At 65.0% G+C, this 12,233-nt stretch carries 10 protein-coding genes and 1 tRNA gene; 6 read left to right on the top strand and 5 right to left on the bottom strand.

Going from position 1 to position 12,233, the window contains the following annotated elements; translation table 11 throughout:
• Window positions 1-75 precede the first annotated feature (75 nt).
• The 5 genes from QUV11_RS05475 to galE all read left to right on the top strand — a co-directional run bounded on the left by QUV11_RS05475 (window position 76) and on the right by galE (window position 6,399).
• Window positions 76-1,236 carry an N-acetyltransferase gene (locus QUV11_RS05475; RefSeq protein WP_300880964.1) on the top strand — a complete coding sequence of 387 codons (1,161 nt, stop codon included), beginning with the start codon at window positions 76-78 and terminating at the stop codon, window positions 1,234-1,236.
• 144 nt (window positions 1,237-1,380) lie between these two features.
• Window positions 1,381-2,682: a UDP-glucose/GDP-mannose dehydrogenase family protein gene (locus QUV11_RS05480; protein WP_300880965.1), complete on the top strand. Its 1,302-nt coding sequence runs from the start codon at window positions 1,381-1,383 to the stop codon at window positions 2,680-2,682.
• 22 nt (window positions 2,683-2,704) lie between these two features.
• Window positions 2,705-3,877, top strand: coding sequence for a non-hydrolyzing UDP-N-acetylglucosamine 2-epimerase (gene wecB / locus QUV11_RS05485; RefSeq protein WP_300880966.1), 1,173 nt, complete (start codon window positions 2,705-2,707; stop codon window positions 3,875-3,877).
• A 94-nt stretch (window positions 3,878-3,971) separates the two neighbouring features.
• Window positions 3,972-5,357, top strand: a complete 1,386-nt coding sequence (gene pgmG / locus QUV11_RS05490) for a phosphoglucomutase/phosphomannomutase PgmG (RefSeq protein WP_300880967.1) — start codon at window positions 3,972-3,974, stop codon at window positions 5,355-5,357.
• Window positions 5,358-5,367: 10 nt separating this feature from the next.
• Window positions 5,368-6,399, top strand: coding sequence for a UDP-glucose 4-epimerase GalE (galE, locus tag QUV11_RS05495; RefSeq protein WP_300880968.1), 1,032 nt, complete (start codon window positions 5,368-5,370; stop codon window positions 6,397-6,399).
• Between the two features lie 6 nt (window positions 6,400-6,405).
• Here the strand turns inward: galE and QUV11_RS05500 are convergent, their stop codons facing one another.
• From QUV11_RS05500 to QUV11_RS05515, 4 genes are all read right to left on the bottom strand, one after another.
• Window positions 6,406-7,824 carry a trehalose-6-phosphate synthase gene (locus QUV11_RS05500; RefSeq protein WP_300880969.1) on the bottom strand — a complete coding sequence of 473 codons (1,419 nt, stop codon included), beginning with the start codon at window positions 7,822-7,824 and terminating at the stop codon, window positions 6,406-6,408.
• A complete protein-coding gene (locus tag QUV11_RS05505; protein ID WP_300880970.1) occupies window positions 7,821-9,632 on the bottom strand; it encodes a glycoside hydrolase family 15 protein in 1,812 nt (603 codons plus the stop codon). The genes QUV11_RS05500 and QUV11_RS05505 overlap by 4 nt, the downstream gene beginning before the upstream one ends.
• Window positions 9,629-10,384 (bottom strand): trehalose-phosphatase, encoded by a 756-nt coding sequence (gene otsB / locus QUV11_RS05510; protein ID WP_300880971.1) that lies wholly within the window; start codon window positions 10,382-10,384, stop codon window positions 9,629-9,631. The genes QUV11_RS05505 and otsB overlap by 4 nt, the downstream gene beginning before the upstream one ends.
• A gap of 76 nt (window positions 10,385-10,460) precedes the next feature.
• On the bottom strand, window positions 10,461-11,525 hold the full coding sequence (locus tag QUV11_RS05515; RefSeq protein WP_300880972.1) for a DNA topoisomerase IB: 1,065 nt from the start codon (window positions 11,523-11,525) through the stop codon (window positions 10,461-10,463).
• 179 nt (window positions 11,526-11,704) lie between these two features.
• On the opposite strand from QUV11_RS05515, the gene QUV11_RS05520 reads away from it, so the two are divergent.
• A complete protein-coding gene (locus QUV11_RS05520; protein ID WP_300881006.1) occupies window positions 11,705-12,007 on the top strand; it encodes a SemiSWEET family transporter in 303 nt (100 codons plus the stop codon).
• A gap of 42 nt (window positions 12,008-12,049) precedes the next feature.
• Here QUV11_RS05520 and QUV11_RS05525 read toward each other — a convergent pair.
• A tRNA-Leu gene (locus QUV11_RS05525) sits at window positions 12,050-12,136 on the bottom strand.
• Window positions 12,137-12,233 lie beyond the last annotated feature (97 nt).

Below are 12,233 nucleotides of genomic sequence, written 5' to 3' on the forward strand. Positions count from 1 at the left end.
CATAGCCGGGCGACAAAGAACGCTTCGAACACGGCCTGCCCCGCAAGAGGACCCGGCCCGGACAAGGAAACGGCATTGACGAACCCAGGTGAAATAAGGGTCAGCCCGGTCGATGACAAGGCGGCCCTCAAGGCGTTCATCGAAATTGCCTATACGCTGAACGCTTCGGACCCCAATTGGGTGCCGCCGCTGCGCACCGAAGTGCGCGAGATGTTCAATCCGGCCAAGAACCCGTTCTACGGCCATGCCACGGTGCAGCCGATGATCGCCTTGCGCGGCGGCAAGGTGGTCGGGCGAATTTCGGCGCATATCGATCATCTCGCGCTCGCCCAGCCGGTTGAGCAAGGCATGGGTCCGGGCACCGGCAATTTCGGCATGTTCGAGGCGGCGGACGAACAGGTCGGTCGCGCGCTGCTTGCCGCAGCCGAGCAATGGCTGCGCAATCAGGGCATGACCCGCGCGCTGGGGCCGCTCAGCCTGTCGATCTGGGACGAGCCGGGGCTGCTGACCTCGGGCTTCGAGACGCCGCCGATGGTGATGATGGGCCACCACAACCGCGCCTATCGCGGCTGGATCGAGGCGGCAGGGTACACGCCTGCCAAAAAGCTGCTGACCTATGAACTGCCGATCGTCGAAGGGTTCTCACCGCTTATCCAGCGCATCGTCGCCTCGGGGCATCGCAACGACCGCATCCACATTCGCAAGGTCGACAAGAGCCGGTTCGACGAGGAGGCCGCAACGATCCTGGAAATCCTCAACGAAGCCTGGGGCAACAACTGGGGCTTTGTGCCGATCACCGACGCCGAGGTTGCCTATATCGGCAAGAAACTGCGGCCACTGGTGCGCGAGGACCTGATCATGATCGCGGAATATGACGGCAAGCCGGTCGCGTTCCTGATGACATTGCCCGATATCAACGCGGTGACCGCGCCGCTCAAGGGATCGCTGCTGCCCTTCGGCTGGGCCAAGCTGCTGTGGTGGCTGCGCAACTGCCGCTCGCCCAGCGTGCGGGTTCCGCTGATGGGGGTGCGCACCGAGCTCCAGAACTCTCGCCTTGCCGCGCAGATGGCGTTCATGCTGATCGAAACGATCCGCATCGAGGCGGTGGGCAGATATGGCGCGATCCGCGGCGAGCTGGGCTGGGTGCTCGACGACAACCAGGGGATGGTGGCAATCGCCGATGCCATCGACAGCAAGGTCAACCGCGAATATCTGATCTACGAAAAGACGCTGTAGCCGCCGCGTGGTCGCGACAGCGCTGTTCAGATCATTGCAACATTCTGCCGCTATCACGCATGGCCAACGCCGGATGGTGGAATATTTGACGCCCCCCATGGCGGTCCCTAGACGGGGCCAAGACGCTCTGGAGCTTATCCTGACATGAAGATTGCAATGATTGGTTCGGGCTATGTCGGCCTGGTATCGGGCGCCTGCTTTGCCGATTTCGGCCATGACGTGGTGTGCGTCGACAAGGACCCGGCCAAGATCGAATCGCTGCTGGCAGGCATCATGCCGATCTTCGAGCCGGGGCTCGAGGGGCTGGTCGCCAAGAATGTGCGCGCAGGTCACTTGTCCTTCTCGACCGATCTGCCGGCCAGCGTTGCGGATGCCGATGCGGTGTTCATCGCGGTGGGCACCCCCTCGCGGCGCGGCGACGGCTTTGCCGATCTGAGCTATGTCCGCGATGCGGCGCGCGAGATCGCCGAATCGATCCGCAAGCGCTGCGTCATCGTCACCAAGTCGACCGTGCCCGTGGGCACCGGCGACGAGGTCGAGAAGATCATCCGCCAGGCTGCGCCCGACGCCGAATTCGAAGTCGTCTCCAACCCCGAATTCCTGCGCGAGGGCGCCGCGATCGGCGACTTCAAGCGCCCCGACCGGATCGTCGTGGGGACCGAGGTCGAATGGGCGCGCGAATACATGCGCGAGATCTATCAGCCGTTGTACCTCAACGAATCGCCGATCCTGTTCACCTCGCGGCGGACCTCGGAAGTGATCAAATACGCCGCCAACGCGTTCCTCGCGACCAAGATCACCTTCATCAACGAGATGGCCGATCTGTGCGAGAAGGTCGATGCCAACATCCAGGACGTCTCGCGCGGCATCGGGCTCGATGGCCGGATCGGGGCGAAGTTCCTGCATGCCGGGCCCGGCTATGGCGGCAGCTGCTTCCCCAAGGACACGCTGGCGCTGATGAAGACCGCGCAGGACCATGAAGCGCCGCTGCAGATCGTCGAGGCCGTGGTCCGCGTCAACGACCTGCGCAAGCGCGCGATGGCGCGCAAGGTGATCGCGGCGATGGGCGGCGATGTCGAGGGCAAGCGGATCGCGATGCTGGGCCTGACCTTCAAGCCCAACACCGACGACATGCGCGATGCGCCGGCGATCGTGATCGCGCAGGGGCTGATCGATGCCGGCGCCGAGGTTGTCGCCTACGATCCCGAAGGCATGGAAGCGGCGGCCGCGCTGATGCCCGGCGTGACCATGGCCAAGGGCACCTATCAGGCGCTCGATCAGGCCGATTGCGCGGTGATCGTCACCGAATGGGATGTCTTCCGCGCGCTCGATCTGCCCCGCATGCTCAAGACGATGCGCGGCAGCACACTGGTCGACCTGCGCAACATCTACAAGCCCGAGCAGATCAAGGCCGCGGGCTTCACCTATGTCAGTGTCGGGCGCTGAGCAGCGCGCCAACGGGGGGGCGATGAAGATGGCACAACACAGGACTGCGTCGCGGCGCATCATGGTGATCTTCGGCACCCGTCCCGAAGCGATCAAACTGTTCCCGGTGATCGCGGCGCTGCACGAGACGGAAGGACTCGAGCCGATCGTGCTGGTCACCGGCCAGCACCGCGAGATGCTCGATCAGGTGCTCGAGATCGCCGGGCTTGTGCCCGATCACGACCTCGCGCTGATGCAGCCCGGCCAGAGTCTCGACGAGATCAGCGCGCGGCTGCTCACCGGGATCGGCGGCGTGCTCGATGCCGAAAAGCCCGATATGGTGATCGTCCAGGGCGACACCGCAACCGCGATGTGCGGCGCGCTCGCGGCCTATTACCGCAAGCTCCCGGTCGCGCATGTCGAGGCGGGACTGCGCAGCGGCAACATCTATCACCCCTGGCCCGAAGAGGTGAACCGCAAGATCATCGGCGGCTTTGCCGATCTGCACTTTGCCCCGACTGAAACCGCGGCCAATGCGCTGCGCCGCGAGGCGGTGGCCGAGGACAAGATCCTGGTCACCGGCAATACCGTGGTGGATGCGCTGCACTGGGTCACTGCCCGGCTGGCCGAGGATCCTGCGCGCGCCGGCGTGATCGCGCCAGTCGAGCAACGCTTTGCCGGCAAGCGCATCATCGGCGTCACCACGCACCGGCGCGAGAATTTCGGCAGCGGGATGGACGACATCGCCCACGCCATCCGCGATCTGGCTGCGCGCGATAATGTCGCGATCATCTTCCCGGTACATCTCAACCCGCAGGTGCGCGCGGCGATGCTGCCGATCCTGGGCGGTCTCGACAATGTCGCGTTGCTCGAGCCGCTCGATTACCTCAACTTCACCCGGCTGCTGCAGGTCGCCGATCTGATGCTGACCGACAGCGGCGGGGTGCAGGAAGAGGCGCCTGCTCTGGGCAAGCCGGTGCTGGTGATGCGCGATACCACCGAGCGGCCCGAAGGCGTCGCGGCAGGCACCGCGAAACTGGTCGGCACCGACCGCGCGACGATCGTGGCCGAGGCGACCCGGTTGCTCGACGATCCGGCCGCTTATGCCGCCATGGCGCAGGCGCACAACCCGTTCGGTGACGGCAAGAGTTCGGCCCGCATCGCCGACGCCATCACCCGTTGGTTCGCCGCGCCCGAGCGCGCCGAGGCCAATTGAGTTTGCCGGTTTTTGCCGGTAGTGAACCCCCACGGTTCGCGCCCCATGACGTCACAGGGCTGATATGCCTGACCTTTCCGGAAGACCCCCCTTCATGACCCACCAGTTCCATTCCACCACCCTGCGCGAATATGACATCCGCGGGATCATCGGCGAGACGCTGGGCGAGGCGGATGCCTATGCCATCGGCCGCGGCTTCGCGACGCTGATCGCGCGTGCGGGCGGCAGCTGCGTCGTCGTCGGCTATGACGGCCGGGTGAGCTCACCGGTGCTCGAGGCGGCGCTGATCAGGGGATTGAACGACAGCGGTATCGACGCGGTCAGCGTCGGCATGGGCCCGACCCCGATGCTCTATTACGCCGAAGCGGTGCTAGAAGAGGCGGATGGCGGCATCCAGATAACCGGCAGCCATAACCCCGCCAATTACAACGGCTTCAAGATGGTCTTTCAGGGCCGTCCGTTCTTCGGTGCGGATATCCGCAAGCTTGGCGAGATGGCGGCGGCGGGCGACTGGGATGCCGGCACGGGCACCTCGCGCTCGGTGGATATTCTGGAGCGCTATGTCGACCGGCTGGTCGAGGACTTCGGCGGCAAGGCGGCGCGCGTCGGCTGGGATTGCGGAAACGGGGCTGCGGGCCCGGCGGTGGAACTGCTGGTCAAGCGCCTCCCAGGCGAGCACTTCACGCTGTTCACCGAAGTCGACGGCAACTTTCCCAATCATCATCCTGACCCCACCGAAGAGAAGAACCTCGCGGACCTCAAGGCGCTTGTCGCCGAGAAGAAGCTCGATTTCGGAGTGGCTTTCGACGGCGATGGCGACCGGATCGGCGCGATTGACGGCCAGGGCCGCGTGATCTGGGGCGATCAGCTGCTGAGCATTTACGCCGAAGTGGTGCTGAAAGACCTTCCGGGCGCCACCATCATCGCCGACGTGAAGGCCAGCCAGGCCTTGTTCGACCGGGTGAGCGAGCTGGGCGGCGAACCCTTGATGTGGAAGACCGGGCACAGCCTGATCAAGTCCAAGATGAAGGAAACCGGTTGCCCCCTCGCAGGCGAGATGAGCGGCCATGTGTTCTTCAAGCACCGGTATTACGGTTTCGACGACGCGCTGTACGCCGCCGTCCGGCTGATCGAGGCGCAGACCCTGCTCGGCAAATCCGTGACCCAGCTGCGCGGCGAGATGGCGCCGATGATCAACACCCCCGAAATGCGCTTCCAGGTCGACGAGGCCCGCAAGTTCGCGGTGGTTGAAGAGGTGCTCGCGCGGCTTTCGGCGAGCGGCGCGACCGTCAACGCCACCGATGGCGCCCGCGTCAACACCGAGGATGGCTGGTGGCTGCTGCGCGCATCGAACACCCAGGACGTGCTCGTCGCTCGCGCCGAAGCGCGCGATGAAGCAGGGCTCGAGCGGCTGATGGCGCAGATCGACGAGCAGTTGGCGGCTTCCGGACTGGAACGCGGCGAGCAGGCCGGTCACTGAGGGGCAGACGATGAGCGATTTGCAGGGTTTCAAGCAGAACCACACCGTGCTGGTCACCGGGGGGGCAGGCTATATCGGCAGCCACGCCGTGCTCGCGCTCAAGGATGCAGGCTGGAAGGTCGCGGTGATCGACAATCTGGTCACCGGCTTCCGCTGGGCCGTTCCCGAGGGCGTTGCCTTCTACGATGGCGACATCGCTGATGGCGATCTGCTGGCGCGGATCGTCGCCGAACAGAAGGTGGGCGCGATCCTGCATTTTGCAGGCTCGGTGGTGGTCCCTGAATCGGTCAGCGACCCGCTGAAATACTACAGCAACAACACGGTCAAAAGCCGGGCGCTGATCGAATCGGCGGTCGCAGGCAGCGTGAAGCACTTCATCTTCTCGTCCACCGCCGCGACCTATGGCACGCCGGATACCGATGGCCCGATTGCGGAGACCGACCCGCAGCGCCCGATCAATCCCTATGGCACATCCAAGCTGATGACCGAGTGGATGCTGCGCGACGTCGCTGCGGCGCATGACTTCAATTACTGCGCGCTGCGCTATTTCAATGTCGCAGGCGCCGATCCGCAGGCGCGCACCGGTCAGTCGACCGCAGGCGCGACGCATCTGATCAAGGTTGCGGTCGAGGCGGCTTTGGGCAAGCGCGACAGCGTCGCGGTGTTCGGTACGGATTTCGACACCCCCGACGGCACCGGGGTGCGCGATTACATCCATGTCAGCGACCTTGCGCATGCCCATGTGCTCGCGCTCGAAGCGCTGATCGCCGACCCTGGGCGCTCGCACACGCTCAACTGCGGCTATGGCCATGGCTATTCGGTGCTCGAGGTGCTCGACGCGGTCGACCGGGTCACCAATCTCAAGATCGAGCGCGTGCTGTCCGGCAGGCGGGCAGGCGACCCTGCATCGCTGACCGCCGACAACACCGCGATCCGCGGGACCTTCGGCTGGACCCCGCAGCATGACGATCTCGATACCATCGTCCGGCATGCCCTCGCCTGGGAGCGCCGGCTGAGCGAGAAGACCCAGCAGAGCGCCTGACCGCGGTCAGGACTTACTCGACGCCAGGGAGAGCTTTGGCCGGTCTTCCTCCGGCCGGGGCTCCCCCAGCGCCGAGATGAACCGGGCGCTCCACCAGCGCACGTCCTGCTGCACCACGGACTTGAGCATCGCTGCGTGGCGCTCCTTGCGCTCCTCGAGCGGCATCGTCAGCGCGCGCGCGATGCCATCGGCCATGTCCTCGCTGCTGTGCGGGTTGACGATCACCGCCGCATCGAGCTGAACCGAGGCTCCGGCAAAGCGCGACAGCACCAATACGCCGGGATCGGCCGGGTCCTGCGCCGCGACATATTCCTTGGCGACAAGGTTCATCCCGTCGCGCAACGGCGTGACAAGGCCGACCCGTGAGGCGCGATAGATGCCGAACAGCTCATCGCGGCCATAGCCCTTGTTGACATAACGCACCGGCACCCAGTCGATGGAGGCGAACTCGCCGTTGATCTGCCCGGAAAGGCTGTTGAGATCGGCGCGGATCTGCTGGTAGCTGGCGACATCGCCGCGCGACGGCGGCGCGATCTGCAGCATGAACACCTTCTCGCGAAGATCAGGCCGAGTGTCGAGCAACTGCTCATACGCCAGGAACCGTTCCTGCAGCCCTTTGGAGTAATCGAGCCGGTCGACCCCGACGATCACCTGCCGCCCTGCCGCGCTGGTGATCATGCGCTGCTGCGCCTGGCGCGCGGCAGGGCTGTCGAGCGCGCTGGTGAACTCGGTGGTATCAAGCCCGATCGGGCAGATCAGCAGCCGGGTCATCCGGCCCTCATAATGCGCGTAATCGCCATCGATCCGCGCATCGAGATGGGTAACGATATAGTCGATGAACGAGGCGCGCCATTCGTCGGTGTGGAAGCCGATGACGTCATAGCTCAGCAGGCTGGCGACCAGCTCGCGGTGATTGGGGAGCGATACCATCAGGCTGGCGGGCGGCCAAGGCGTGTGGAGGAAGAAGCCCAGCCGGTTTTCGAAACCGCGATCGCGCAGGCCCTTGCCCAGCGGCATCAGATGGTAGTCGTGCACCCAGATCAGGTCATCCAGCTCGATCAGCGGGGCGATCGTATCGGCAAAGCGTGCGTTGACGCGGGCATAGCCGCCGGCAAAATCGCGTGCGATCTCGGTCAGGTCGAGCCGGTAGTGAAACAGCGGCCACAAGGTGCGGTTGGCGAACCCGTTGTAGTATTCGTCGATATCCTGGGCTTCCAGATCGATCGTCGCGGTCGCCACCCCGTCTTCGCGTTTGAAGCTGATATGCCCGGTAAACTCGTCGGTCTGCTCGCCCGACCAGCCGAACCAGAAGCCGTTGCTTTCGCGCAATGCCGCTGACAATGCGACCGCAAGACCACCCCTGTTCGAGCTTTCCCCCGCCTGAGCGGCCTGCACCCGGTTGGAAATGGCAATCAGTCGGCTCATCGCGCGTCGCTCCAAGGCCGGGAGAGCATGCCTGCGCACTGGATCAGCCCAACCAGCGAATAGGTTTGAGGATAATTGCCCCACAATGCGCCGGTGCGGGGGTCGATATCTTCGGACAACAGACCGGCAGGGGTGCGCCGGCTCAGCATCTCTTCGAACAGCACGCGCGCATCGGCGTCGCGTCCGGTGGCATGCAGCGCCTCGATCAGCCAGAAGGTGCAGACGTTGAACGCGGTTTCGGGCATGCCGAAATCGTCTTCCTCGGCGTAACGCAGCATATGGCTGCCCCGCCGCAGCCCTGCCTCGATCGCTGCCAGGGTGGTGATGAAGCGCGGGTCGTCGGCCTGCACGAACTTGAGGTCGAGCAGCTGCAACAGGCTGGCATCGAGCGTGCGTTCGCCGAACACCGCCGAATAATGATCGCCATCCTCGCTCCAGGCCCGGTCGTCGATGTGCTGGCGGATGTGGTCGGCGCGGTCCTGCCAGAATTTAGAGGCCTCGCTGCGCCCGATGGCGTTGGCGGCATTGGCCAGCCGGTCGCACGCCGCCCAGCACATCGCGACCGAATAGGTGTGGATATGGCTGCGCGTGCGCAGCTCCCACAGGCCCGCATCCGGGGTATCGAACACATCGAACGCACGGTGGCCTACCGCTTCGAGAGCCTCGAAATCCTGCACCGTCGCGCGGCGAAGCAGCCTCTGGTCGAAGAACGCCTGCACGCTCGACAGAATGATCTGGCCATAGGCATCGTGCTGAATCTGCTCATAGGCCTGGTTGCCGCAGCGCACCGGGCCCATGCCCTGATAGCCGCGCAGCGCCGGCATGATGTTCTCGGGGATCTGCGCCTCGCCGCCGATGCCGTAGAGCGGCTGGATATGCCCGCCGCGCGCCGCATCGACGATGTTGCGCAGATAATGCAGATAGGATTCGAGTACGTCGAGCGCGCCCAAGCGGTTCAAGGCCTGCACGGTGAAATACGCATCGCGGATCCAGCAGAAGCGATAGTCCCAGTTGCGCCCCGAATCGGCATGCTCGGGCAGCGACGTCGTCAGCGCCGCGACGATCGCCCCGGTCTGCTCATACTGGCACAGTTTGAGCGTGATCGCCGCGCGGATCACCGCCTCCTGCCACTCGAGCGGCAGATGCAGCCCGCGCACCCAGTGCTGCCAGGTCGACACGGTCTGCTCCAGCATTGCCTCCATTGTGGCGGCAAGGTCGGCATCGAAGCCCTCATCGGGGCCGAAGTAGAAAAACAGGTCGCTTTCAACCCTGAACATCGTCTCGTTCCTGATCCAGCCCAATGGGGCGTTACAGGTCAGTCGCTGGGTATGGTCGTCCAGGATATAGCGTATGTGATTGGAGCCCGATGTTTGTGCCGGCTTGCCTGCGCCCCAGCTGTGTGCGGGGCGCAGGCGCACGGTGATCCGCGGCGACCCGCTGATCACGCGGATGATGCGCGCGATCGCCACCGGGCGGAACATCCGGCCATGACGCTGGAAGCGCGGCATGAAGTCGACGATCTCGATCACGTTGCCGCAGTCCGAGCTCATCCGGGTGACCAGCACCGGGGTGTTGCGCATGTAATGCTGCTCGATCCGGGTGCAGCCCTCGAGCAGCACGTCCCAGAAGCCATGATCCTCTTCGGGCTCGAGCAGCGAGCAGAACACCGGATCGCCATCGAAGCGCGGCAGGCAGCCCCAGCGGATCGAGGCCTTGGAATCAACCAGGGCTGCGATCTCGCAATTGCCGATCGGCCACAGGTTCATCGCATCGGCCTGCACGGGGGCGGTTTCGGAAGCAACGCTCATGCGCCGATCTCGCCGATGCGCGTGAGCACCGCGCGCACGTCGGTCAGCTGCTCGTCGGAATGATCGGCAGTGCGCGGGCCCACGCTGATCGCGGCCCCGCCCATCGCCTGCACCGCCTGGAATGCGGGGATATCGGTCAGGTCATCGCCGATATACAGTGGACGACTGCCCTCGAAGCGGTCCAGCGCCATGATCGCGCGCACCGCATCGCCCTTGTCGGCACCGCGCGGGCGCAGCTCGAACACCATGTCGCCCTGCTGGACGAACAGATCATGCGCATCGGCCATGGCGGCAACCCAGGCCTGGACGGTCTCGCGCAGTGCGGGCGCCAGGCGGTAGTGCACGCCGAGCCCGAACGTCTTTTCCTCGATGACGATCCCGCCATCATCGGCAAAGTGCCCGCTTGCCGCTGCGGCGAGCCGCGCGAACACATCGGTATGCACCGGGCTGTCGACTGTGCCTTCGACCTTGAGTTCCTGCCCGTGGCTTCCGGCCATCACCATGTCGGGCAGCGATCCGGGCCACAACGCCTCGAGCTGCGCGATCGACCGGCCGCTGACGATCGCCACGCGTCCGGCCAGACGCTCGGACGCCGAGGTGATCACAGCCACCAGCTCGCGGCTGACGTCGACCGAATCGGGAGTGCGGGTGATGTCGACCAGCGTGCCGTCGAAGTCGAGCAGCAGCGCGGTGCGCGGCGCGGGATCGGTCTGGGGATCAAGGACGGTATTCTGCGCAGGGCTGATATGCACGCGTTCGGAGCTCCCGGATGGCTAGGGTCTGCGATGGGGGTATCGCCTAACCACGCTCCGATCGCAGGTTGGTTCCCTATTTTCCGCGGTTTTCTGCCGCCTTTAGCAGGGCGAGAACCTCCACTTCCGCATCATCAATGACCATTTTGCCAAACGGCGCAGGGTCGGCGCTATACGCATCGAGCACCGCGGGATGGATATAGGACTGACGGCAGATGGTGGGGGTGTTCTGCAGCGCCTGAGAGGCTGCGAGCACCGCCTGCTTGATCGCCGCCTTGAGCGCGGGAGGTTCGTCCTGCTGGTGCAACTCCGCCAGCATCGCGACCGCGGTCACCGTCCCGGCCCATGTGCGAAAATCCTTGGCCGAAAAGTCCTCGCCGCCGATCTCCCGCAGATAGCTGTTGATGTCATCCGAGGTGATCGCGCGCAGGCTGTCGCCATCCAGATAGCGGAACAGCTGCTGTCCCGGCAGATCCTGCAGCCCGCGGATGACCCGCGCGACCCGGCGGTTGCGCAGCGACACATCCCATTTGCGCCCGCCCTTGCCGGCAAAGCGGAATCGGATCGTCGAGGATTCGAGCGAGACATGCCGCCGACGCAGCGTGGTGAGGCCGTAGGACCGGTTCTGCTCGGCATAAGGCGCGTTGCCGATGCGGATCGCGGTGCAATCGAGCAGGTGGACGATGGTGGCGATGACGCACCGCCGCGATGTGCTGCGCGCGCGCAGATCGGCATCGATCCGCCCCCGCATCTCGGGCAGGGCGGCGCCGAACTGCGCCAATCGTGCGAATTTCGCCTGATCCTGCGCCGCGCGGAAGGCGGGATGATAGCGGTATTGCTTGCGACCCTTGGCATCGCGCCCGGTCGCCTGCACATGGCCATTGGCGCGCGGGCATATCCACACCTGCTGATAGGCAGGCGGGATGGCGAGCGCGCGGATGCGATCAAGCGTCTTGCGGTCGCGAATCAGGCTGCCATCGGGTTTGTGATAGCTGAAACCGCGCCCGCGCCCGACACGGGTGATTCCGGGCATGTCATCCTGAGTATAGACCAGCCCGCCGGCGAGTGCAGGCACCGGCACGGGAACGGCCACCGAATCGCTGCCAGCCTCGTCCGTGCCGGCCTTGTTCTTGCGAGCCACCGTGTGAATTCTTTCTCCAGCGAGCGTGCCGGTCATGCGCCTGATGCAGGCTGACGGGTCGCCATCCTGCGCCGATTACGCGCACCGCCCGGCAAAGGCTCCGCAGCGACCGCGCCGAATGGCGACGCCGGCGCGATTATTTTGCGAAACCAGCCACGCCCGGGCGCGTAGTGGCCGGTATGACGATGGACTGGATCACGATAGCGGGAACGATTGGCGCTGTGGCGTCGGTTGCAAGCTTTACCCCGCAAGCGTGGAAGATCATCCGCAGCCGATCGACCGAGGGCCTGTCGCTGGGCATGTTCGCCCTGACCTGCCTCGCCTTCGCGTCATGGACCACATTCGGGCTGCTTCAGGCCGAATGGACGCTGATCATCCCCAACGCGATCTGCCTGTGCTTTGCCCTGTTCATCCTGGCGATGATCGCCCTGCCCGAGCGCAAGACCAAGGAGATCGCCGAGACGCTCGATCCGGTGGGGTGATTGCGAAGGAGCCCTCGCCGGTGGTCCGGCGGGGCGGGTGACTGGTGCGGTCAAGAAGACTCGAACTTCCACGGGCTTTCGCCCACAACGACCTCAACGTTGCGCGTCTACCAATTCCGCCATGACCGCACAGTCCAGCAATTCACGGGATTTTTGAGCGGGATGAGACCCGCCTGCCCGCGTGGCAGGCCGCGCCATTAGCAAAGCGCTTGGCGCATAGCAACAC

It is taken from the genome of Blastomonas sp. (genome assembly GCF_030373265.1).
Lineage (GTDB): Bacteria > Pseudomonadota > Alphaproteobacteria > Sphingomonadales > Sphingomonadaceae > Blastomonas.

What these genes read in the sequence shown, in the direction of transcription:
- QUV11_RS05500 (WP_300880969.1), bottom strand. Translation starts at nt 7,824, where the DNA reads ATGAGCCGACTGATTGCCATTTCCAACCGGGTGCAGGCCGCTCAGGCG.
- wecB (WP_300880966.1), top strand. Translation starts at nt 2,705, where the DNA reads ATGAAGATGGCACAACACAGGACTGCGTCGCGGCGCATCATGGTGATC.
- QUV11_RS05480 (WP_300880965.1), top strand. Translation starts at nt 1,381, where the DNA reads ATGAAGATTGCAATGATTGGTTCGGGCTATGTCGGCCTGGTATCGGGC.
- pgmG (WP_300880967.1), top strand. Translation starts at nt 3,972, where the DNA reads ATGACCCACCAGTTCCATTCCACCACCCTGCGCGAATATGACATCCGC.
- QUV11_RS05505 (WP_300880970.1), bottom strand. Translation starts at nt 9,632, where the DNA reads ATGAGCGTTGCTTCCGAAACCGCCCCCGTGCAGGCCGATGCGATGAAC.
- galE (WP_300880968.1), top strand. Translation starts at nt 5,368, where the DNA reads ATGAGCGATTTGCAGGGTTTCAAGCAGAACCACACCGTGCTGGTCACC.
- QUV11_RS05520 (WP_300881006.1), top strand. Translation starts at nt 11,705, where the DNA reads ATGACGATGGACTGGATCACGATAGCGGGAACGATTGGCGCTGTGGCG.